The following is a 20,465-nucleotide window of genomic DNA, read 5'->3' as shown; positions in this document are numbered from 1 at the left end:
CCCCCTATTCACCCCCTGATACACCGCCATCGCGGGCAAGCCCGGCTCCCACAGGATTCACCTGCTGCCTGAAGACCGCATCAGCCAGCTACAAAAAAGCCCCGACTCGCAAGAGCCGGGGCTTTTTGTTGGTGCGCTATAACGGCTTAGCCGTTGAACACATCATCCACGCTTTGCAGCGGGTAGTGCTTCGGATACGGCAGGGTAGCCACACCGGTCTCGATCGCGGCTTTGGCCACGGCATCGGAGATCAGGGTAATCAGGCGCTTATCCATTGGTTTCGGAATGATGTACTCACGACCGAATGCCAGCGGGGCACCACCGTAGGCATCGCAGACGTCCTGAGGTACCGGCAGCTTGGCCAGTTCGCGCAGGGCGTTGGCGGCAGCCACTTTCATTTCTTCGTTGATGCGCTTGGCGCGAACGTCCAGGGCACCACGGAAGATGAACGGGAAGCCCAACACGTTGTTGACCTGGTTCGGGTAGTCCGAACGGCCGGTGGCCATGATCACGTCGCTGCGAGTGGCGTGGGCCAGCTCAGGCGAGATCTCTGGGTCCGGGTTGGAGCAGGCGAACACGATCGGGTTGGCCGCCATGGACTTGAGGCCTTCGGCGCTCAGCAGGTTCGGGCCGGACAGGCCGACGAACACGTCGGCACCGTCGAGGGCGTCAGCCAGGGTGCGCTTGTCGGTAGCGTGGGCAAACATCGCCTTGTACTGGTTCAGGTCGGTACGCTCGGACTGCACAACGCCCTTGCTGTCGACCATGAAGATGTTTTCAAGCCGGGCGCCCATGCTCACCAGCAACTTCATGCAGGAGATGGCCGCAGCACCAGCGCCCAGGCAGACGATCTGTGCGTCAGCCAGGGTTTTGCCAGCGATTTCCAGGGCGTTGATCATGCCGGCCGCAGTAACGATTGCGGTGCCGTGCTGGTCATCGTGGAATACCGGGATGTCGCACTGTTCGATCAGGGCCTTTTCGATCTCGAAGCACTCAGGTGCCTTGATGTCTTCCAGGTTGATGCCACCGAAGGTGATGGAAATGCGCTTTACGGTGTCGATGAAAGCTTGCGGGCTTTCGGAGTCGACTTCGATGTCGAAAACGTCAATGCCGGCAAAGCGCTTGAACAGCACGCCTTTACCTTCCATGACTGGCTTGGAAGCCAACGGACCGAGGTTGCCCAGGCCGAGAATCGCGGTGCCATCGGAAATCACTGCAACCAGGTTGCCTTTGCCGGTGTACTTGTACGCCAGTTCAGGGTCGCGGGCGATTTCACGTACGGGCTCGGCAACGCCAGGGCTGTAGGCCAGCGACAGGTCGCGAGCGGTGGCAGTGGCTTTGGTGAGCTCTACACTCAGCTTTCCTGGACGAGGATGGGCATGATATTCGAGAGCGGCAGTTTTCAAATCAGACATATCGGCATTCCGCTTTTACTGTTGGTCGACGGACCGCCGAGGATACGCGTGTGAGAAAGTCCCCACAAGACTGACCAGTCACTCCCGTCAAGGGCCGCGCACTACGACTTTCGGCCAAGAGCCACGGGATACAAGGGCTTAACTGTTCACAATCGGGATAAAAAATGTCTACAATTTTTTATTAAAAATTGCTTTGAGTGCAGCGCGGTGAAATCGCAGGTACAAAAAAGGCGCCCACAAGGGGCGCCTTTTTCAACAGCTGGCAAAAGCCTGAAAGGCTTTTGAGCCTTACTCTGCTGGAGTAGCAGCAGGCTTCTTGCCGAAAGCACCAAAGCGATCTGCGAAGCGCTGTACACGGCCGCCGGTGTCCAGAGTTTTCTGCTTACCGGTGTAGAACGGGTGGCACTCGTTGCATACGTCAGTACCCAGTGGCTTGCACAGGTTCGAACGCGTTTCGAACTTGTTGCCGCAGCTGCAGGTTACTTCGATGGTTTCGTACGCTGGATGGATATCGGCTTTCATGGTGACTTCCTCGGGCTAGCGTGCCGCCACTCGACACTATTGTCGAATACCGCACGTAATTAGGCCGCGGATTCTACCAGACCTTTTTAAACGCGCAAGCGGCGCCTCCCGTGGTTTACCCACATAAAAGCCCCTTTCATCAGAAAAAACCCAATACACCAGCGTTCACCTGCCAGGCCGGATTTCTATTGTGGCGAGCAGGCTTGCCCTGCGCTGGGCTGCGAAGCAGCCCCAACTAAGGCTAAGGCTAATGCCGCTTTCAGCCAAACCTCGCGCATAGGTCGTCAGGGCCGCTGCGCGCCCCAGCGCAGGGCAAGCCTGCTCGCCACTACAAGCCCGGCTCCCACAGTTGAGCTGGCGTATTCCGAACAACGCGGGACACCTCCACCGCAGGTCTGCTAGGCTCCCGCCCCTGCGCCACCGCCTGCCTTTATATGAGACCCCCCGCGTGCCCGACGCCATTTTGCGCCTTGCCCTGCCCTCGCCCCTGCGCCGCCTGTTCGACTACCGGGCCCCGGCCGGTGTGTTGCGGGCGCAGTTGCAGCCGGGCATGCGTGTGCGCGTGCCGTTTGGCCGTCGCGAGATGATCGGCATCCTGATCGAGGTGGCCAACCACAGTGAAGTCCCCGCCGAAAAGCTCAAGCCGGCCCTGGCCATCCTCGACGCCACGCCGCCACTGCCGCCCGCGCTGTTCAAGCTGTGCCTGTGGACCGCCCAGTATTACCAGCACAGCCTCGGCGATACCTTGAGCTGGGCGCTGCCGGTGCTGCTGCGCCAGGGCGAGCTGGCCGAGGCCCGTCAGGAACGCTTTTGGTCAACGGTGCCTGGCGCGCGCCTGGATGACCCGCGCATCACCCGCGCCCCGCGCCAGCGTGAAGCCCTCGCAACCCTGGCCCAACACCCCCACGGCGTGGCCCACCAGCTGTTAAGCAAGTTGATGCTAAGCAAAGACAGCCTCGATCTGCTACTGGCCAAGGGCTTGGTGCAGGTAGAAATCCGCAAACACACGCCAGACCCGCGCCACGACCATTGGCTGGCCCAGCCGGAACTACCGCTGAACCCCGAGCAACGCGCCGCCTATGAAGCCATTCGCGCAGGTTTCGACAGTTTCCACGCCTTCCTGTTGGCGGGTGTCACCGGCAGCGGCAAGACCGAAGTTTATTTGCAGCTCATCCGCGAAACCCTGCAGGCCGGCAAACAGGCGCTGGTGCTGATCCCGGAGATCAACCTGGGCCCGCAAACCCTGGCGCGTTTCGAGCAGCGCTTTAACGCGCGCATTGCGCTGGTGCATTCGGCGGTCAATGACCGCGAGCGCCTGGAATCGTGGCTGGCAGCTCGGGACGGCGATGCCGACATTATCATCGGCACTCGCTCGGCACTGTTCACGCCGATGAAAAACCCCGGGCTGATCATCATCGACGAAGAGCACGACGGCTCTTATAAACAGCAGGAAGGCCTGCGCTATCACGCCCGCGACTTGGCGCTGGTGCGCGCGCGCCAGGAAGACATCCCGATTGTGCTGGGTTCGGCCACGCCTTCGCTGGAAAGTTTGCACAACGCCTACACCGGCCGTTATGGCCTGCTGCGCCTCAACCAGCGCGCAGGCGGCGCCAAGCAACCACGCTTCCTGCGCCTGGATGTAAAAAGTCGCCCGCTGGACAGCGGCATTTCCGGGCCGATGCAGCAAGCCATCGGCCAGACCCTCGCCGCCGGCCAGCAAGTGCTGGTGTTTCTTAACCGCCGAGGCTTTGCGCCGACACTGCTATGCCATGACTGCGGCTGGATGTCCGAGTGCAACCGCTGCGATGCGCGCATGACCGTACACCAGCGCCACGGCGAGCTGCGCTGCCACCATTGCGGCCATGTGGAGCGCGTGCCGCGCCATTGCCCACAATGCGGCAAAGTGGATTTGCGCCCCGTGGGTGCGGGCACCGAGCGCGCCGAAGAGCGCCTGGGCATTCTGTTCCCGGATTACCCGGTGCTGCGCGTCGACCGCGACAGCACCTCACGCAAAGATGCGATGAACCAGCTGTTCGCGACCATCCAGAAAGGCCAGCCGTGCATCTTGATCGGCACGCAGATGCTCGCCAAAGGGCACCACTTCCCTCGGGTAACGCTGGTGTCGATCCTGGACGCCGACGGTGGTTTGTTCTCCGGCGACTTCCGCGCCAGCGAACGCATGGCGCAGTTGATCGTGCAGGTGGCAGGCCGTGCCGGGCGGGCCGAAGAACCGGGCAGAGTGATTATCCAGACGCACTTGGCCGACCATCCGCTGCTGATTCAACTGACAGAACAAGGCTACTTCGCTTTCGCCGAACAGGCCCTGAGCGAACGCCGCTCTGCCGGCCTGCCGCCGTTTGCCCACCTGGCGCTGTTGCGCGCCGAAGCGCACAAGCCAGGGCAGGCCGAAAGTTTTCTCGACGAGGCCTGCAGCGCCGCCGAACGTTTGCTCGGCGAGTTGGGTCTGACCGGCATCGAATTGCTCGGCCCGGTGCCCGCACCGATGGAGCGCCGCGCCGGGCGCTATCGCGCTCAGCTACTCTTGCAGGCAACGTCGCGTGCACCGCTGCATCGGCTATTAAGTAGCTGGATGCTTGCTCTGGAGCAAATGCCCAGCGGCCGCCAAGTGCGATGGTCGTTGGATGTGGATCCAGTGGACCTGTATTGATAGCAAGCCAACCCACACATGTAGAAGTATTCACCCATTAAAATGTGGGAGCGGGCTTGCCCGCGATGAGGCCCGCAGGTCTACCAACCTGTCTGAACGGTTGGCAAGCCCGCCCTCGCCACGGATAATGCCCAGTTTTTCCACCTGCGCATCGCGCGCCGCCGCTTGCGGTCGAAAGAGAACACCATGAAAGACACCATTCGCCAGCTGATCCAACAAGCCCTCACCCAACTCGTCAACGAAGGTGTGTTGCCTGAAGGCCTGTCGCCGGCGATCCAGGTGGAAAACACCCGCGACAAGACCCACGGCGACTTCGCCAGCAACATCGCGATGATGCTGTCCAAGCCTGCCGGCATGAAACCGCGCGACCTGGCGGAGAAAATCATCGCTGCGTTGCCGGCCGACGCGAGTGTGACCAAGGCCGAAATCGCCGGCCCGGGCTTTATCAACTTCTTCCAGAACACCCAGGCCCTGGCTTCGCGCCTGGACGCGGCCCTGGCCGACGCCAAGATCGGCGTGCGCAAGGCCGGCCCCGTGGAGCGTGTGGCGATTGACCTGTCGGCGCCCAACCTGGCCAAAGAGATGCACGTGGGCCACTTGCGTTCGACCATCATTGGCGATGGCGTGGCTCGGGTGCTGGAGTTTCTCGGCGACACCGTGATCCGTCAGAACCACGTGGGCGACTGGGGCACTCAGTTCGGCATGCTGATGGCTTATCTGCAGGAAAACCCAATCACCAGCAACGAGCTGGCCGACCTGGAAAACTTCTACCGCGCCGCCAAAAAGCGCTTCGACGAATCCGAAGAGTTTGCCGACTGCGCCCGTGGCCTGGTGGTCAAGCTGCAAGCCGGCGACTCGGAATGCCTGGCACTGTGGTCGCGCTTCCGGGATATCTCGCTGTCGCACTGCCAGGAAATCTACGAGCTGCTCAACGTGAAGCTGACCATGGCCGATGTGATGGGCGAAAGCGCCTACAACGACGACCTGATCAACGTGGTCAACGACCTCAAGGCCGCAGGCCTGTTGGTTGAGAGCAACGGCGCGCAGTGCGTGTTCCTCGAAGAATTCAAGACCGCCGACGGCGAGCCGCTGCCGGTGATCATCGTCAAGGCCGATGGCGGCTACCTCTACGCCACCACCGACCTGGCAGCCGTGCGTTATCGCAGCGGCGTGCTCAAGGCCGACCGCGCGCTGTACTTTGTCGACCAGCGCCAGGCCCTGCACTTCCAGCAGGTGTTCGAAGTGGCGCGCCGCGCAGGTTTCGTCACCCACCCGATGCACATGGAGCACATGGGTTTTGGCACCATGAACGGCGCCGATGGCCGCCCGTTCAAGACCCGCGACGGCGGCACCGTGAAGCTGATCGACCTGCTCAACGAAGCCCAGGAACGTGCCTACAGCCTGGTGAAGGAAAAGAACCCGGAGCTGGCCGAGGCCGACCTGCGCAACATCGCCCGCGTAGTGGGCATTGGCGCAGTGAAGTACGCCGACCTGTGCAAGCACCGCACCAGCGACTACAGCTTCAACTTCGAACTGATGCTCAACTTCGAAGGCAACACCGCGCCGTACCTGCTGTACGCCTACACCCGTGTGGCCGGTGTGTTCCGCAAGCTGGGCAAGGACTTCAGCCAGGTTGAAGGCCAGATCGTGCTGGATGCCCCGCACGAGCAGGAACTGGCGGCCAAACTGGCGCAATTCGGCGAAGTGCTGAACAGCGTCGGCGAAAAAGGCACGCCGCATATCCTCTGCACGTATTTGTACGAAGTTGCCGGCCTGTTCTCCAGCTTCTACGAGAACTGCCCGATCCTCACTGCCGACGATGAAGCCCAAAAGCAAAGTCGCCTGCGCCTCGCCGCACTGGCTGGACGGACCCTCAAGCAAGGCCTGGAACTGTTAGGCCTGGAAACCCTGGAGCGTATGTAAGTTGGCTGCCAAGAAAAAACCTGCACCCAAGCGCGGCGCCAGCCGCTATCAGGCACCGGCGAAGAAACCAATCCCGGGCTGGCTATGGATGGCTATCGGCCTGGCGGTCGGCGCGTTTGTGGTGATCCTGATGAAGCTGGAGCCCGGCAAGGGCGATGACGTCAAGCGGGTCAAGCAAGAACAGCAGAAAGCCACGAAAATCGCCGAGGCCAATAAAACAGCACCAAGCCCGACTGCACCCGTGAAGCCGAAATATGACTTCTACACGCTGCTGCCGGAATCGGAAGTGATCGTGCCGCCTGATGCCGTGCCGGAGAAAACCCTGCCGACGCCGCAAGTGCCAACCACGCCGGTGACGCCAGCGGAAGCGGCGAAAATCGACACTGCACGTGCCCAGGCTGCACTGGCCGGGATTACCCCGCCACCAGCGCCACCGGTAGCGGCCACCAAGGCGGCGCCGGTGACCAAGTTCTTCCTGCAAGCGGGCTCGTTCCCGAAACAGGCAGATGCGGATCGCGTGCGTGCGCAGATCATTCTGTTGGGCCAGTCGGTGACGGTTGAGTCTGGTACGGTGAAGGATGCGACCTGGTATCGCGTATTGGTGGGGCCGTTCAGCAACCGTGAACAGCTGACTGTGGCGCAGAAACAACTGGCGGGTGCAGGCTTTAGCAATTTGTTGTTACAACAACGCCAGAGTCGCTGAGCCCCTGCGTATGATCGTTCCCACGCTCCGCGTGGGAATGCCGCCACGGACGCTCTGCGTCCGCTTTGTGACGCGGAGCGTCACAGGATGCGTTCCCACGCAGAGCGTGGGGACGATCATTTCGTATAAACACCACTCGTCCGCACACACGTCCTACGGTTGAAATCCCCCCCGCCACCCCCATATGAGAATCCATCAGGGCATTTTCGCCCCGCTGCGTGGAGACTCTCCCCTTGACCACCATCGTTTCAGTACGTCGCCACGGCAAAGTTGTCATGGGCGGCGACGGCCAGGTTTCCCTGGGCAACACCGTGATGAAAGGCAACGCCAAGAAAGTGCGTCGCCTGTACCACGGCCAGGTGCTCGCCGGTTTCGCTGGCGCCACTGCCGACGCCTTCACCCTCTTCGAACGCTTCGAAGGCCAGCTGGAAAAACACCAGGGCCACCTCGTTCGCGCCGCTGTCGAACTCGCCAAAGAATGGCGCACCGACCGCTCCCTCAGCCGCCTGGAAGCCATGTTGGCCGTTGCCAACAAAGACGCGTCCTTGATCATCACCGGTAACGGCGATGTGGTTGAACCCGAGCACGGCCTGATCGCCATGGGTTCCGGCGGTGGTTACGCCCAGGCGGCAGCCAGCGCCCTGTTGAAGAAAACCGACCTGTCGGCCCGCGAAATCGTTGAGACCGCCCTGGGTATCGCCGGCGATATCTGCGTGTTCACCAACCACAACTTCACCATTGAGGAGCAGGACCTCGCCGAGTAAGCCGTAGGCTTATTCCCGCTTGAGGCCGCCAAACACTATGTCCATGACTCCCCGCGAAATCGTCCATGAACTTAATCGCCATATCATCGGCCAGGACGATGCCAAGCGCGCCGTTGCCATTGCGCTGCGTAACCGCTGGCGCCGGATGCAACTGCCCGAAGAACTGCGCGTTGAAGTAACGCCCAAGAACATCCTGATGATCGGGCCGACAGGCGTGGGTAAAACCGAAATCGCCCGGCGCCTGGCCAAGCTGGCCAACGCCCCGTTCATCAAGGTCGAAGCCACCAAGTTCACCGAAGTGGGCTACGTAGGCCGTGACGTCGAGTCGATCATCCGTGACCTGGCCGACGCCGCGCTGAAGATGCTCCGCGAACAGGAAGTGACCAAGGTCAGCCACCGCGCCGAAGATGCGGCCGAAGAACGTATTCTGGATGCCCTGCTGCCACCGGCACGCATGGGTTTCAACGAAGACGCCGCGCCAAGCTCGGATTCCAACACCCGCCAGCTGTTCCGCAAGCGCCTGCGCGAAGGCCAGCTGGATGACAAGGAAATCGAGATCGAAGTGGCCGAAGTGTCCGGCGTCGACATCTCTGCACCGCCTGGCATGGAAGAAATGACCAGCCAGTTGCAGAACCTGTTCGCCAACATGGGCAAGGGCAAGAAGAAAAGCCGCAAACTCAAGGTGAAGGACGCGCTGAAACTGGTGCGTGACGAAGAAGCCGGGCGCCTGGTGAATGAGGAAGAACTCAAGGCCAAGGCCCTGGAAGCGGTCGAGCAGCACGGTATCGTGTTTATCGACGAGATCGACAAGGTGGCCAAGCGCGGCAACTCCGGCGGCGTCGATGTGTCCCGCGAAGGCGTGCAGCGCGACCTGCTGCCGCTGATCGAAGGTTGCACCGTGAACACCAAGCTGGGCATGGTCAAGACTGACCACATCCTGTTTATCGCCTCCGGCGCGTTCCACCTGAGCAAGCCAAGCGACCTGGTGCCGGAGCTGCAAGGCCGTCTGCCGATTCGCGTGGAACTCAAGGCGCTGACCCCCGGCGACTTCGAGCGCATTCTCAGCGAGCCGCATGCGTCGCTCACCGAGCAATACCGCGAACTGCTGAAAACCGAAGGTTTGGGCATCGAGTTCCAGCCGGACGGCATCAAGCGCCTGGCGGAGATTGCCTGGCAAGTTAACGAGAAGACCGAGAACATCGGTGCCCGTCGACTGCACACCCTGCTCGAGCGCTTGCTGGAGGAAGTGTCCTTCAGTGCGGGCGACATGGCCGGCTTGCAGAATGGCGAAGCGATCAAGATTGATGCTGAGTACGTGAATAGCCACTTGGGCGAATTGGCGCAGAACGAAGATCTGTCTCGTTATATCCTGTAAGCCTCACAGAAAACGGCTTGTGTAGAGCCTGGCTTGTGTGGGAGCTGGCTTGCCTGCGATAGCATCACCTCAGTGTTTCTGAAACACCGAGGTGTCTGCATCGCGGGCAAGCCCGGCTCCCACACAAGCCCGCTCCCACAGTTTTAAGCCGGTTCCTTCAGGACTATCTCTGGGCGGTTCTCCAATGTCGAAATTCCCCACCGCTGTAAACCTGCACAAAACTTCCAACACCCTCGGCCTCACCTATGGGCCGGACGAGGTCTACCAGCTCCCCGCTGAGCTGCTACGCACCCACTCGCCTTCCGCCGAGGTCCAGGGCCACGGCAAACCCATCCTGCAATTCGGCAAGCTCAACGTGCGGCTGATCAAAATTGAACCGGCCGGCCAGTACGCACTGAAATTGACCTTCGACGACGGCCATGACAGCGGACTGTTCACCTGGGACTACCTCTACCAGTTGGCCGTGCGCCAGGAAGACCTGTGGGCGGACTACCTCGCTGAACTCAAAGCCGCCGGCAAAACCCGCGACCCGAGCGAGTCGGTCGTGCGGCTGATGCTCTAACTCGGGCGTCTTGCTCTTTAGAGGGCATTTTCTAATTTCATCTGCTTGAATGCCCTGTCGCGTGGTCAACGATTGGCCCGCTTGCGAAAAAAATTAAACTCGGGTAACCAATGGAACTGGCAAGTTCCCTGCATTTGACGATGCGGTATCAACGGTCACCCGAGTCGCAGTACCAGGCTGGTGTCGTGTATCGAAATTGGGTGCGCAGCAATCGCCGGTACTCGTCTTTCGGACAATGGAGCGTCGTAGATGAGTAACAAGAATAACGATGACTTGAAACGCCAGGCCTCGGAAAACACCCTGGGGCTGAACCCGATCATCGCGTTACGCAAAAAGGATTTATTGGCCTCAGCGAAGATGGTGCTGACCCAAGCCATCAAGCAACCGTTGCACAGCGTCAAACACGTCGCGCATTTTGGCGTGGAATTGAAGAACGTGATGTTCGGCAAGTCCGCATTGGCCCCCGAAGGCGATGACCGTCGCTTCAACGACCCGGCGTGGAGCCAGAACCCGCTCTACAAGCGCTACCTGCAAACCTACCTGGCGTGGCGCAAGGAACTGCACGACTGGATCGGCGACAGCAACCTGTCCGAACAGGACATCAGCCGTGGCCACTTCGTGATCAACCTGATGACCGAAGCCATGGCCCCGACCAACAGCGCGGCCAACCCGGCGGCAGTCAAACGCTTCTTTGAAACCGGCGGCAAAAGCCTGCTTGATGGCCTGTCCCATTTGGCCAAAGACATGGTGCACAACGGCGGCATGCCCAGCCAAGTGAACATGGGCGCCTTTGAAGTGGGCAAGACCCTGGGCACCACCGAAGGCGCGGTGGTATTCCGTAACGACGTGCTGGAGCTGATCCAGTACAAGCCCATCACCGAACAGGTGCACGAGCGCCCACTGCTGGTGGTGCCGCCGCAGATTAACAAATTCTATGTATTCGACCTGAGCCCGGAAAAGAGCTTGGCGCGCTTCTGCCTGCGCAATGGCCAACAGACGTTTATCGTCAGCTGGCGCAACCCGACCAAGGCGCAGCGCGAGTGGGGCCTGTCGACCTATATCGAGGCGCTCAAGGAAGCGGTGGATGTGGTCACGGCGATTACCGGCAGCAAAGACGTGAACATGCTCGGCGCCTGCTCCGGTGGCATCACCTGCACCGCGCTGCTGGGCCACTACGCGGCGCTGGGCGAGAAGAAGGTCAACGCCCTGACCCTGCTGGTGAGTGTGCTGGACACCACGCTGGACACCCAGGTGGCGCTGTTCGTCGACGAACAGACCCTGGAGGCGGCCAAACGCCACTCCTACCAGGCCGGCGTGCTGGAAGGCCGTGACATGGCCAAGGTGTTTGCCTGGATGCGCCCCAATGATCTGATCTGGAACTACTGGGTCAATAACTACTTGCTTGGCAACGAGCCGCCGGTGTTCGACATCCTGTTCTGGAACAACGACACCACGCGCCTGCCGGCCGCCTTCCATGGCGATTTGATTGAGCTGTTCAAGAACAACCCACTGGTTCGCGCCAATGCCCTGGAAGTGTGCGGCACGCCGATCGACCTCAAGCAGGTGACCGCCGATATCTATTCCCTGGCCGGCACCAACGACCACATCACGCCGTGGCAGTCGTGCTACAAGTCGGCGCAGTTGTTTGGTGGCAAAGTGGAATTTGTGCTGTCCAGCAGTGGGCATATCCAGAGCATTCTCAACCCGCCAGGCAATCCCAAGGCGCGTTACCAGACCAGCGATGGTTTGGCCGGCAAGCCGCTGGAGTGGCAGGAGAATGCCACCAAGCATACTGACTCGTGGTGGCTGCATTGGCAGGCGTGGCAGGCAGAGCGGGCTGGCAAACTCAAGAAAGCCCCTACAAGCCTGGGTAACAAAGCCTATGCCGCAGCTGAGGCGGCACCGGGTACTTATGTGCACGAACGATAAACGAAACACTGTTTTGTAGCTGGAATGCGGTCAACTGTGGGAGCGGGCTTGCTCGCGAAAGCGGTGTGTCAGCCACCGGATGCATCAACTGACACACTGCTTTCGCGAGCAAGCCCGCTCCCACATTGATCGGGTTCCGACAGGGAAATATCGCGCCATTTTGCAGGGTAAGCCCATGCCGCAACCGTTCATCTTCCGTACCATCGACCTGGATGGCCAGACCATCCGTACGGCGGTACGCCCGGGCAAGCCGCACCTGACGCCGCTGCTGATCTTCAACGGCATCGGCGCCAACCTGGAGCTGGTGTTTCCGTTCGTCCAGGCGCTGGACCCGGACTTGGAAGTGATCGCCTTCGATGTGCCAGGTGTGGGGGGCTCATCAACACCCAGCGTGCCCTATCGCTTTCCCGGTTTGGCCAAGCTCACCGCACGCATGCTCGACTACCTGGACTATGGCCAAGTGAATGCGGTGGGTGTGTCCTGGGGCGGCGCGTTGGCGCAGCAGTTTGCCTATGACTACCCCGAGCGCTGCAAAAAACTGATCCTGGCGGCGACGGCAGCCGGGGCCTTTATGGTGCCGGGCAAACCCAAGGTGCTATGGCTGATGGCAAGCCCCAGGCGTTATATCCAACCGTCCCACGTGGTGCGCATTGCACCGATGATTTATGGCGGCTCGTTCCGTCGCGATTCCAAACTGGCTGCCGAACACGCCAGCAAAGTGCGCTCGGCGGGCAAGCTCGGTTACTACTGGCAGCTGTTTGCCGGCCTTGGCTGGACCAGCATTCACTGGCTGCACAAGATCCGCCAACCGACCCTGGTGCTGGCGGGCGACGACGACCCTCTGATCCCGCTGATCAATATGCGCATGCTCGCCTGGCGCATTCCCAACGCACAGTTGCACATCATCGATGATGGCCACTTGTTCCTGATCACCCGCGCCGAAGCCGTGGCGCCGATCATCATGAAGTTTCTTGAAGAGGAGCGCCTGCGTGCGGTGATTCACCCACGACCCGCGGTGTAAGGACTACGCCGCCGCGCAACTTGCCAGGAACCGGCTATGGTTCTGAATTGGCGTGCCTGTTGATGGCTTGACGAAGGAGTGTTGGCTCATGCGAGAAAGACCCGTGACGAACCCGGCGCCCACCCCAGCCGCGTTTATCAACGCGCAAAATGCGATCAGTGGCCTGCGGGGCCGGGATTTGCTGGCGACCTTGCGAAGCGTCGCCAACCATGGCTTGCGCAACCCGCTGTACACCGCTCGGCACGCCCTGGCCTTGGGCGGCCAACTCGGCCGCGTGCTGCTGGGTGAAACTGTGCATGCCCCCAACCCCGCCGACAGCCGCTTCGCCGACCCCACTTGGGCGCTTAATCCACTGTACCGGCGCAGCCTGCAAGCCTATTTGAGCTGGCAGAAGCAGACCCGTCACTGGATCGACGATAGCTCGATGAGCGCCGATGACCGCGCCCGCGCACACTTCGCCTTCTCGCTGATCAACGATGCCGTCTCGCCCTCCAACACCTTGCTCAACCCGCTGGCCATCAAGGAGCTGCTCAACTCCGGCGGCAACAGTGTGGTGCGCGGGGTGAGCAATTTGTTTAACGACTTGTTGCACAACAACGGCCTGCCCAGCCAGGTCAGCAAACACGCTTTTGAAGTGGGCAAAACGGTGGCAACCACGCCGGGTTCCGTGGTGTTTCGCAACGAGCTGCTGGAGCTGATCCAATACAAGCCCATGAGCGAAAAGCAGTACGCCAAGCCGTTGTTGATCGTGCCGCCGCAAATCAACAAGTACTACATCTTCGACCTCAGCCCCGCCAACAGCTTTGTGCAATACGCCCTCAAAAACGGCCTGCAGACTTTTATGGTTAGCTGGCGTAACCCCGATGTGCGTCACCGCGAATGGGGCCTGTCCACCTATGTGGCGGCGCTGGAAGAAGCGCTGAATGTGTGCCGGGCAATCACCGGTGCCCGTGAGGTCAACCTGATGGGCGCCTGCGCCGGGGGCCTGACCATCGCCGCGCTGCAAGGCCACCTGCAAGCCAAGCGCCAGCTGCGGCGAATCTCCAGCGCCAGCTACCTGGTGAGCCTGCTGGACAGCCAGATCGACAGCCCCGCCACCTTGTTTGCCGATGAACAGACCCTCGAAGCCGCCAAGCGCCGCTCCTACCAGCAAGGTGTACTCGACGGCCGCGACATGGCCAAGGTCTTCGCCTGGATGCGCCCCAACGACCTGATCTGGAACTACTGGATCAATAACTACCTGCTGGGCAAAGAGCCGCCGGCGTTCGACATCCTCTACTGGAACAACGACAACACGCGCCTGCCCGCCGCGTTGCATGGCGACCTGCTGGACTTCTTCAAGCACAACCCGCTCAGCCACCCGGGCGGCCTGGAGGTGTGCGGCACGCCTATCGACCTGCAAAAAGTCACGGTGGACAGTTTCAGCGTGGCCGGCATCAACGACCACATCACGCCGTGGGACGCGGTGTACCGCTCCACGCAACTGCTGGGCGGCGAGCGGCGCTTTGTGCTGTCCAACAGCGGGCATATCCAGAGCATCCTCAACCCGCCGGGCAACCCCAAGGCCAACTACGTCGAGAACCCCAAGCTGAGCAGCGACCCGCGCGCCTGGTACTACGACGCCAGCCACGTCGAAGGCAGCTGGTGGCCGCAGTGGCTGGCGTGGATCCAGCAACGTTCGGGCGTGCAACGCGAAACCCTCACCGCCCTGGGCAACCAGAATTACCCACCGATGGAAGCGGCGCCGGGCACTTACGTGCGGGTGCGCTGAGCTCAACGATCAGATTAAGAAGACTGGATGAAGACCCGCGACCGTATCCTTGAATGTGCCCTGCAGTTGTTCAACCACAAGGGCGAGCCGAACGTGTCGACCATGGAAGTGGCGAATGAAATGGGGATCAGCCCCGGCAACCTCTACTACCACTTCCATGGCAAGGAGCCGTTGGTGCTCGGGTTGTTCGAGCGTTTCCAGAATGAACTGGCGCCGCTGCTCGACCCGCCGGCGGATGCGCAACTCAAACCCGAAGATTACTGGCTGTTCCTGCACCTGATCATCGAGCGCATGGCCCACTACCGGTTCCTGTTCCAGGACCTGTCGAACCTGGCCGGGCGCCTGCCCAAGCTGGCCAAGGGCATTCGCAACTTGCTCACGGCGCTCAAGCGCACCCTGGCTTCGCTGCTTGCGCGCTTGAAGGCGGCAGGGCAGTTGGTCAGCGATACACAGGCATTGGGGCAATTGGTGGAACAGATCACCATGACCCTGCTGTTTTCCCTAGACTACCAGCGGATTCTCGACCGCGAGGGCGAGGTGCGGGTGGTGGTGTACCAAGTCATGATGCTGGTGGCACCGCACCTGTTGTTACCGGCGCGGCAGGCGACTGAGCGGTTTGCGCTCAAATACCTGGATGACGCGGATTAAAAATGTGGGAGCGGGCTTGCCCGCGATAGCAATTTATCAGCCGATACCCGGGTGGCTGACACTCCGCCATCGCGGGCAAGCCCGCTCCCACATTGGAAGTGCGGTGTATATGAGACTTCCTTAAAAAAACGCCCGACCTTCACAGGCCGGGCGTTTTTTGTGCCCTGAAAAAAATCAGGACTGACTGGATGGCGTCGGGGTTACCGGCGTTGCAGTCGGGGCAGTAGCAGCATGGGTCGGTGCGGACACCGAATTGGCTGTCGAAGCGCTTGGCGCTGGGGTTGCAGGCTTGGCCGCAACAGCAGGCTTGGGCGCTGCAGGCTTCTTGGCAACGGCTGGCTTCTTCGCGGCGGCAGGTTTTGCCGCAGGCTTGGCAGCCACTGGTTTTGCTGCAGCAGGCTTAGCGGCAGCTTTAGCGGCGGCTGGCTTGGCTGCTGGTTTGGCAGCGGCCGGCTTGGCAGCAGGTTTGGCAGCTGCGGTTTTAGCCGCTGGCTTGGCGGCAGGTTTAGCAGCAGGTTTCGCTGCCGCTTTAGCAGCCGGTTTAGCCGCAGGCTTGGCAGCGGCTTTAGCAGCCACGGGTTTTGCTGCAGGCTTGGCTGCAGGTTTTGCCGCCGCGGTTTTGGCAGCCGGTTTTGCCGCTGCTTTAGCCGGAGCCCTGGCCGCAGGTTTGGCAGCTGGCTTGGCGGCCGCTTTAACCAGTGGCTTGGCAGCGGTTTTAGCAGCCGGTTTAGCCGCCGCAGTTTTAGCCGCAGGCTTGGCAGCCGGTTTAGCGGCGGCGGTTTTGGCTGGAGCCACTTTAGCGCCGGTGAGTTTTTCGATTTGCTTGGTCAGGGTATCGACCTTGCTGTGCAGCGTCTTCAGTTCCGCTTTGCTGGGCACGCCCAGTCGCGAAATGGCACTGTTGAGACGCTTGTCGAAGGTTTCTTCCAACTTGCCCCAAGTGTCAGAAATGCTCGACTTGGCGGAGCCGGCAGTGGCCTTGGCCGCTTCAACTTTTTTACCAACGGTGGTCTTGGTCAACTTCTCGGCCTTTTCGCCGTCCTTGACCAAGGTCTCGAAGTATTTACCGCCGTCACTGCTAACCTTCGAGTACACGCCTAAACCAGCAAGCCAGATCTTACGGGAATATTTTTCAACCTCCCCGATCCACGAGCTGCCTTCTTTCTGAGTAGTCTTTTTAACAGCCATCCCGATGTCTCCTTAGTGTTTACGCGCGACACGTTCTAGCAATGTCGTCAGCTCTTCGAGCTTAGCAGAGAGTGTCTCCACGTCATGTTTAGACGCAATGCCGATCCGATTCAAGGCACTTGCAACACGCGTGTCAAAAGCTTTTTCAACTTTATCCAGTTGAACTTCAACCAAACCTTTGACGCTGGAGACATTACTCTTTACTTGGTCAATCTGACTGTTGGCGGCATCAAGTTGTTCAACCACAACTTTTTTGCCTTTACTTTCAATATGTTGACCGGTCTTGACCAGCTCTTTGAAGTACTCGCCGCCTTCGCTGCCGACCTTGGCATAGGCGCCAAGTCCTGCCAGCCAGATCTTGCGGGCATAGCTTTTAACGTCACTGAAGGCAGTGGACTGAAGGTCGATTTTTTTCTTCAAAATAACTTTGGCCATGGTGCACCTCACGCAGATTAGGGTCGAGGAACGGCCCGCAGGAGTTGAGGGCTTGGGCACAAAGTAGGCTGGAAAATTAGAATCGGCACCCTAAGAACACATCGATCAGGCCAACGCCTTATCCAAGGCTTTCTCGATTTCGGACTTGATGGTGCCGCTCATGGCCGACATCAACAGGCCAAGTTCCACATCAATACGCAGCGATTCATCGGCGACTAACACCGTGCCTTTAACCCCCGAACGCTTGAGGTTCAGGCTATCGCCCGACCATGATGACTCAAGGCCATATTGCTCCTTGAGTTTGTGCGCCAACTTCTCAGCCTTCGCGCGCGCGCCTTCTTTACCCAGGGAATGTGCACGCTCAACGGTAATACGGGCCATTGCAATGACTCCTCTTTATAACGACTCAGAACACCTGCCATGCGGCAAAAGGTCTCGATGAACACCTATCTTACCTTCAGCCTTGCCAAGACAAAGCAGGCGGTGGGGATTATCATGTCCCGCATTCTCTTTTGGTGACAGCGATATGACTGATCAGCGCAAAGGCAGCGATGCCGAACCCACCACTCACTTCGGCTTCAAGAACGTTCCGGAAAGCCAGAAAGCGGAAAAAGTCGCTGAGGTGTTCCATTCCGTTGCGGCCAAGTACGACCTGATGAACGACGTGCTCTCGGGCGGCATGCATCGCCTGTGGAAGCGCTTCACCATCGAGTTGTCGGGTGTACGCACCGGCAACCGCGTGCTCGATATCGCCGGCGGCACGGGCGATCTGGCGGCCAAGTTCTCCAAGCTGGTTGGCCCGACCGGCCAGGTCGTGCTGGCGGACATCAACGGTTCAATGCTCAAGGTCGGCCGTGATCGCCTGCTGGATAAAGGCGTGGCCGGCAATATCGAGTTCGTGCAGGCCGACGCCGAAAAGCTGCCGTTCCCGGACAACCATTTCGACTGCGTGACCATCGCCTTCGGCCTGCGTAACGTGACCCATAAAGAGGACGCGATCCGCTCGATGCTGCGCGTACTCAAGCCGGGCGGTCGTCTGTTGGTGCTGGAGTTCTCCAAGCCGACCAACGCGCTGATGTCCAAGGTCTACGACACCTACTCGTTCGCCTTCATGCCGCTGATGGGCAAGCTGATCACCAATGACGCCGAGAGCTACCGCTACTTGGCCGAATCGATCCGCATGCACCCCGACCAGGAAACCCTGAAGTCGATGATGGTAGAAGCCGGTTTCGACCGCGTGACCTACCACAACATGACCTCAGGCATCGTTGCCTTGCACCGCGGCATCAAGCCCTGATGCTGTTCGCCGGCCTCCTCGCCAGCGTCGAACACGGCATCAACCGTGTCCTGCGCCTGGACAGCACCGCCCTGGCGCGGCTTGCGCACTTGAACGGCAAAGTCATTGCCGTCGATTGCACCAGCCCCGCCTTGCAGCTGTTTATCCTGCCCAGCGATGAAGGCCTGCTGCTCGCCGGCGCCTGGGCCGCAGAGGCCGACTGCACCCTGCGCGCACCCGCCTCGAGCCTTTTGCACCTGGCGCTGAGCCGCAACAAGACCGCCATCCTGCACAGCCCCGAAGTGGAGCTGGAAGGCGACAGCGCGGTGCTGATGGACTTGGCCGCCGTGCTGCAAGACCTGGAACTGGATTGGGAATACGAGCTGTCACGCTGGATCGGCCCGGTGGCCACCCAGTTGATCAGCGGGCACCTGCGCAGCCGCTCGCGCTGGTACCAGCAAGGGTTCGCCAGCCTTAATCAGAACCTTGCCGAATACCTGAGCGAAGAATCGCGCACCCTGGTCGGAGAACGGGAAGCGCAAGCGCGCTTTCGTGAACTCGACAAGGCCAAAATCGACCTGGAACGCCTTGAGGCACGCTTCGAGCGCCTGAGCCGTTCCCTTGATCCAAGCGATAACGCATGAAGCTGCTCGCCGTCCGCCGTTTGTTTCGTATCCAGCGCGTCGTAATCCGCTACCGCCTTGATGACCTGCTGTTCGCCCTGCCGTTGCCGTGGTTCCTGCTGGCCGTGCGTTATGTGCTGCCGTGGCGCTGGTTCCCGCGCAAACCGCTGGAGCTGAGCCGTGGCGCGCGCCTGCGCCTGGCGTTGCAGGACCTGGGGCCGATCTTTATCAAGTTCGGGCAGATCCTCTCGACCCGTCGCGATTTGCTGCCCGAAGACATCGCCGACGAACTGATGCTGTTGCAGGATCGCGTACCGCCGTTTGACTCCCAGCAGTCGATGAAGCTGATCGAAGAACAGCTGGGTCAGAAAATCAGTGAGGTGTTCAGCCGCTTTGACGTCGAGCCGCTGGCCTCGGCCTCGGTAGCCCAAGTACACGCCGCGCAGCTCAAGACCGGCGAAGAAGTGGTGGTTAAGGTAATTCGCCCAGGCCTCAAGCCGATCATCGGCCAGGACCTGGCGTGGCTGTTTATCCTCGCCCGTGCCGCCGAACGTTTCAGCGCCGACGCGCGCCTGCTGCACCCGGTGGACGTGGTCGCCGACTACGAAAAAACCATCTACGACGAGCTCGACCTGCTGCGCGAGGCGGCCAATGCCAGCCAGCTCAAGCGCAACTTCGAAGGCTCACCGCTGCTGTACGTGCCGCAAGTGTATTGGGACTGGTGCCGCCCCAAAGTGCTGGTGATGGAGCGCATCTACGGCGTGCAGGTCACCGACCTCGCGACCCTGGCCGACCAGCGCACCGACATGAAGATGCTTGCCGAGCGCGGCGTGGAGATTTTCTTCACCCAGGTGTTCCGCGACAGCTTCTTCCACGCCGACATGCACCCGGGCAACATTTTCGTCAGCACCGTCAACCCGTGGAGTCCGCAATACATTGCGATCGACTGCGGCATCGTCGGCAGCCTTACACCGGAAGACCAGGATTACCTGGCGCGTAACCTGTTCGCCTTCTTCAAGCGCGACTACCGCCGCGTGGCGCAGTTGCACATCGATTCGGGCTGGGTGCCGGCAGAAACCAAGCTCAACGAATTCGAAGCGGCGATCCGCACCGTGTGCGAGCCGATCTTTGAAAAACCGTTAAAAGATATTTCCTTTGGTCAGGTGTTGATGCGCCTGTTCCAGACCGCGCGGCGCTTCAACATGGAAGTGCAGCCACAGCTGGTGCTGCTGCAAAAAACCTTGCTCAACATCGAAGGCCTGGGCCGCCAGCTGTACCCGGACCTGGACCTGTGGAACACCGCGCAGCCGTTCCTGGAACGCTGGATGCGCGAGCGCGTCAGCCCGAAAACCCTGCTGGGCAACCTGCACAGCCAGTTCGAACAACTGCCGCACCTGGCCAACATGACCCGCGACCTGCTGGAGCGCATGTCCCAGCCCCACGCCAAAGACCCGGCGCCGCCGTGGCAGAAGCGCAAGGACGACTGGTTCCTGCGCCTGTTGGGCGCCGCGCACCTGGTCGGCGGCGTGATGCTCGCGATTGGCGGGCCGTTGAACCAACTGGGCCACTGGCCGGCTGGCATCATGGTCGCCGTGGGTGTTTATCTGATCGTGCGTCGATAGCCGATCCGGTTATACACTGT

General features: G+C 60.6%; 18 protein-coding genes. 13 read left to right on the top strand and 5 right to left on the bottom strand.

Going from position 1 to position 20,465, the window contains the following annotated elements; translation table 11 throughout:
- Nucleotides 1–146: 146 nt before the first annotated feature.
- Together K0H48_RS03850 and rpmE are read right to left on the bottom strand one after the other, a co-directional pair.
- A complete protein-coding gene (locus K0H48_RS03850; RefSeq protein ID WP_138817205.1) occupies nucleotides 147–1,415 on the bottom strand; it encodes a malic enzyme-like NAD(P)-binding protein in 1,269 nt (422 codons plus the stop codon).
- A 288-nt stretch (nucleotides 1,416–1,703) separates the two neighbouring features.
- Nucleotides 1,704–1,937, bottom strand: coding sequence for a 50S ribosomal protein L31 (rpmE, locus tag K0H48_RS03845; RefSeq protein WP_005784030.1), 234 nt, complete (start codon nucleotides 1,935–1,937; stop codon nucleotides 1,704–1,706).
- A gap of 448 nt (nucleotides 1,938–2,385) precedes the next feature.
- On the opposite strand from rpmE, the gene K0H48_RS03840 reads away from it, so the two are divergent.
- From K0H48_RS03840 to K0H48_RS03795, 10 genes are all read left to right on the top strand, one after another.
- The gene (locus K0H48_RS03840) at nucleotides 2,386–4,605 is read left to right on the top strand and encodes a primosomal protein N' (RefSeq protein WP_219266454.1); all 2,220 of its coding nucleotides are present in this window, start codon (nucleotides 2,386–2,388) and stop codon (nucleotides 4,603–4,605) included.
- Nucleotides 4,606–4,791: 186 nt separating this feature from the next.
- Complete coding sequence (gene argS / locus K0H48_RS03835; RefSeq protein WP_219266453.1) at nucleotides 4,792–6,528, top strand: arginine--tRNA ligase; 1,737 nt, start codon at nucleotides 4,792–4,794, stop codon at nucleotides 6,526–6,528.
- A gap of 1 nt (nucleotide 6,529) precedes the next feature.
- The gene (locus K0H48_RS03830) at nucleotides 6,530–7,231 is read left to right on the top strand and encodes an SPOR domain-containing protein (RefSeq protein ID WP_138817208.1); all 702 of its coding nucleotides are present in this window, start codon (nucleotides 6,530–6,532) and stop codon (nucleotides 7,229–7,231) included.
- A gap of 233 nt (nucleotides 7,232–7,464) precedes the next feature.
- On the top strand, nucleotides 7,465–7,995 hold the full coding sequence (gene hslV / locus K0H48_RS03825) for an ATP-dependent protease subunit HslV (RefSeq protein ID WP_010563201.1): 531 nt from the start codon (nucleotides 7,465–7,467) through the stop codon (nucleotides 7,993–7,995).
- A 37-nt stretch (nucleotides 7,996–8,032) separates the two neighbouring features.
- A complete protein-coding gene (hslU, locus tag K0H48_RS03820) occupies nucleotides 8,033–9,370 on the top strand; it encodes an ATP-dependent protease ATPase subunit HslU (protein ID WP_138817210.1) in 1,338 nt (445 codons plus the stop codon).
- Nucleotides 9,371–9,554: 184 nt separating this feature from the next.
- Nucleotides 9,555–9,932: a gamma-butyrobetaine hydroxylase-like domain-containing protein gene (locus K0H48_RS03815; protein ID WP_177017292.1), complete on the top strand. Its 378-nt coding sequence runs from the start codon at nucleotides 9,555–9,557 to the stop codon at nucleotides 9,930–9,932.
- 249 nt (nucleotides 9,933–10,181) lie between these two features.
- On the top strand, nucleotides 10,182–11,861 hold the full coding sequence (phaC, locus tag K0H48_RS03810) for a class II poly(R)-hydroxyalkanoic acid synthase (protein WP_099549478.1): 1,680 nt from the start codon (nucleotides 10,182–10,184) through the stop codon (nucleotides 11,859–11,861).
- 175 nt (nucleotides 11,862–12,036) lie between these two features.
- Nucleotides 12,037–12,882 carry a poly(3-hydroxyalkanoate) depolymerase gene (phaZ, locus tag K0H48_RS03805; RefSeq protein ID WP_017138580.1) on the top strand — a complete coding sequence of 282 codons (846 nt, stop codon included), beginning with the start codon at nucleotides 12,037–12,039 and terminating at the stop codon, nucleotides 12,880–12,882.
- Nucleotides 12,883–12,970: 88 nt separating this feature from the next.
- A complete protein-coding gene (gene phaC, locus K0H48_RS03800) occupies nucleotides 12,971–14,653 on the top strand; it encodes a class II poly(R)-hydroxyalkanoic acid synthase (protein WP_219266452.1) in 1,683 nt (560 codons plus the stop codon).
- A 27-nt stretch (nucleotides 14,654–14,680) separates the two neighbouring features.
- Nucleotides 14,681–15,301: a TetR/AcrR family transcriptional regulator gene (locus tag K0H48_RS03795; RefSeq protein WP_056860627.1), complete on the top strand. Its 621-nt coding sequence runs from the start codon at nucleotides 14,681–14,683 to the stop codon at nucleotides 15,299–15,301.
- A gap of 174 nt (nucleotides 15,302–15,475) precedes the next feature.
- On the opposite strand, the gene K0H48_RS03790 is transcribed toward K0H48_RS03795, so the two are convergent.
- From K0H48_RS03790 to K0H48_RS03780, 3 genes are all read right to left on the bottom strand, one after another.
- Entirely contained in the window at nucleotides 15,476–16,489 is a 1,014-nt protein-coding gene (locus K0H48_RS03790; protein WP_219266451.1) for a phasin family protein, read from the bottom strand.
- 12 nt (nucleotides 16,490–16,501) lie between these two features.
- Nucleotides 16,502–16,924, bottom strand: coding sequence for a phasin family protein (locus K0H48_RS03785; RefSeq protein WP_219266450.1), 423 nt, complete (start codon nucleotides 16,922–16,924; stop codon nucleotides 16,502–16,504).
- 105 nt (nucleotides 16,925–17,029) lie between these two features.
- Nucleotides 17,030–17,305 (bottom strand): polyhydroxyalkanoic acid system family protein, encoded by a 276-nt coding sequence (locus K0H48_RS03780; protein ID WP_017138585.1) that lies wholly within the window; start codon nucleotides 17,303–17,305, stop codon nucleotides 17,030–17,032.
- A 145-nt stretch (nucleotides 17,306–17,450) separates the two neighbouring features.
- On the opposite strand from K0H48_RS03780, the gene ubiE reads away from it, so the two are divergent.
- From ubiE to ubiB, 3 genes are read left to right on the top strand one after another with little or no spacing between them, the layout of a single operon-like run.
- Complete coding sequence (gene ubiE, locus K0H48_RS03775; protein WP_003171186.1) at nucleotides 17,451–18,221, top strand: bifunctional demethylmenaquinone methyltransferase/2-methoxy-6-polyprenyl-1,4-benzoquinol methylase UbiE; 771 nt, start codon at nucleotides 17,451–17,453, stop codon at nucleotides 18,219–18,221.
- Nucleotides 18,221–18,844 carry an SCP2 domain-containing protein gene (locus K0H48_RS03770; RefSeq protein WP_219266449.1) on the top strand — a complete coding sequence of 208 codons (624 nt, stop codon included), beginning with the start codon at nucleotides 18,221–18,223 and terminating at the stop codon, nucleotides 18,842–18,844. Before ubiE ends, K0H48_RS03770 begins: the two co-directional genes overlap by 1 nt.
- Nucleotides 18,841–20,445, top strand: a complete 1,605-nt coding sequence (gene ubiB / locus K0H48_RS03765) for a ubiquinone biosynthesis regulatory protein kinase UbiB (protein WP_138817217.1) — start codon at nucleotides 18,841–18,843, stop codon at nucleotides 20,443–20,445. The genes K0H48_RS03770 and ubiB overlap by 4 nt, the downstream gene beginning before the upstream one ends.
- Nucleotides 20,446–20,465 lie beyond the last annotated feature (20 nt).

The sequence above is a fragment of the Pseudomonas sp. Xaverov 259 genome, assembly GCF_019352915.1.
Classification (GTDB): domain Bacteria; phylum Pseudomonadota; class Gammaproteobacteria; order Pseudomonadales; family Pseudomonadaceae; genus Aquipseudomonas.
This window is presented reverse-complemented; position numbering and strand designations above follow the sequence as displayed.

Excerpts from the sequence above, each read along its gene's own strand:
- rpmE (WP_005784030.1), bottom strand. The coding sequence starts at position 1,937 with ATGAAAGCCGATATCCATCCAGCGTACGAAACCATCGAAGTAACCTGC.
- hslU (WP_138817210.1), top strand. The coding sequence starts at position 8,033 with ATGTCCATGACTCCCCGCGAAATCGTCCATGAACTTAATCGCCATATC.
- argS (WP_219266453.1), top strand. The coding sequence starts at position 4,792 with ATGAAAGACACCATTCGCCAGCTGATCCAACAAGCCCTCACCCAACTC.
- K0H48_RS03785 (WP_219266450.1), bottom strand. The coding sequence starts at position 16,924 with ATGGCCAAAGTTATTTTGAAGAAAAAAATCGACCTTCAGTCCACTGCC.
- phaC (WP_099549478.1), top strand. The coding sequence starts at position 10,182 with ATGAGTAACAAGAATAACGATGACTTGAAACGCCAGGCCTCGGAAAAC.
- K0H48_RS03850 (WP_138817205.1), bottom strand. The coding sequence starts at position 1,415 with ATGTCTGATTTGAAAACTGCCGCTCTCGAATATCATGCCCATCCTCGT.
- K0H48_RS03790 (WP_219266451.1), bottom strand. The coding sequence starts at position 16,489 with ATGGCTGTTAAAAAGACTACTCAGAAAGAAGGCAGCTCGTGGATCGGG.
- K0H48_RS03770 (WP_219266449.1), top strand. The coding sequence starts at position 18,221 with ATGCTGTTCGCCGGCCTCCTCGCCAGCGTCGAACACGGCATCAACCGT.
- ubiE (WP_003171186.1), top strand. The coding sequence starts at position 17,451 with ATGACTGATCAGCGCAAAGGCAGCGATGCCGAACCCACCACTCACTTC.
- ubiB (WP_138817217.1), top strand. The coding sequence starts at position 18,841 with ATGAAGCTGCTCGCCGTCCGCCGTTTGTTTCGTATCCAGCGCGTCGTA.
- phaC (WP_219266452.1), top strand. The coding sequence starts at position 12,971 with ATGCGAGAAAGACCCGTGACGAACCCGGCGCCCACCCCAGCCGCGTTT.
- K0H48_RS03795 (WP_056860627.1), top strand. The coding sequence starts at position 14,681 with ATGAAGACCCGCGACCGTATCCTTGAATGTGCCCTGCAGTTGTTCAAC.
- K0H48_RS03780 (WP_017138585.1), bottom strand. The coding sequence starts at position 17,305 with ATGGCCCGTATTACCGTTGAGCGTGCACATTCCCTGGGTAAAGAAGGC.
- phaZ (WP_017138580.1), top strand. The coding sequence starts at position 12,037 with ATGCCGCAACCGTTCATCTTCCGTACCATCGACCTGGATGGCCAGACC.
- K0H48_RS03815 (WP_177017292.1), top strand. The coding sequence starts at position 9,555 with ATGTCGAAATTCCCCACCGCTGTAAACCTGCACAAAACTTCCAACACC.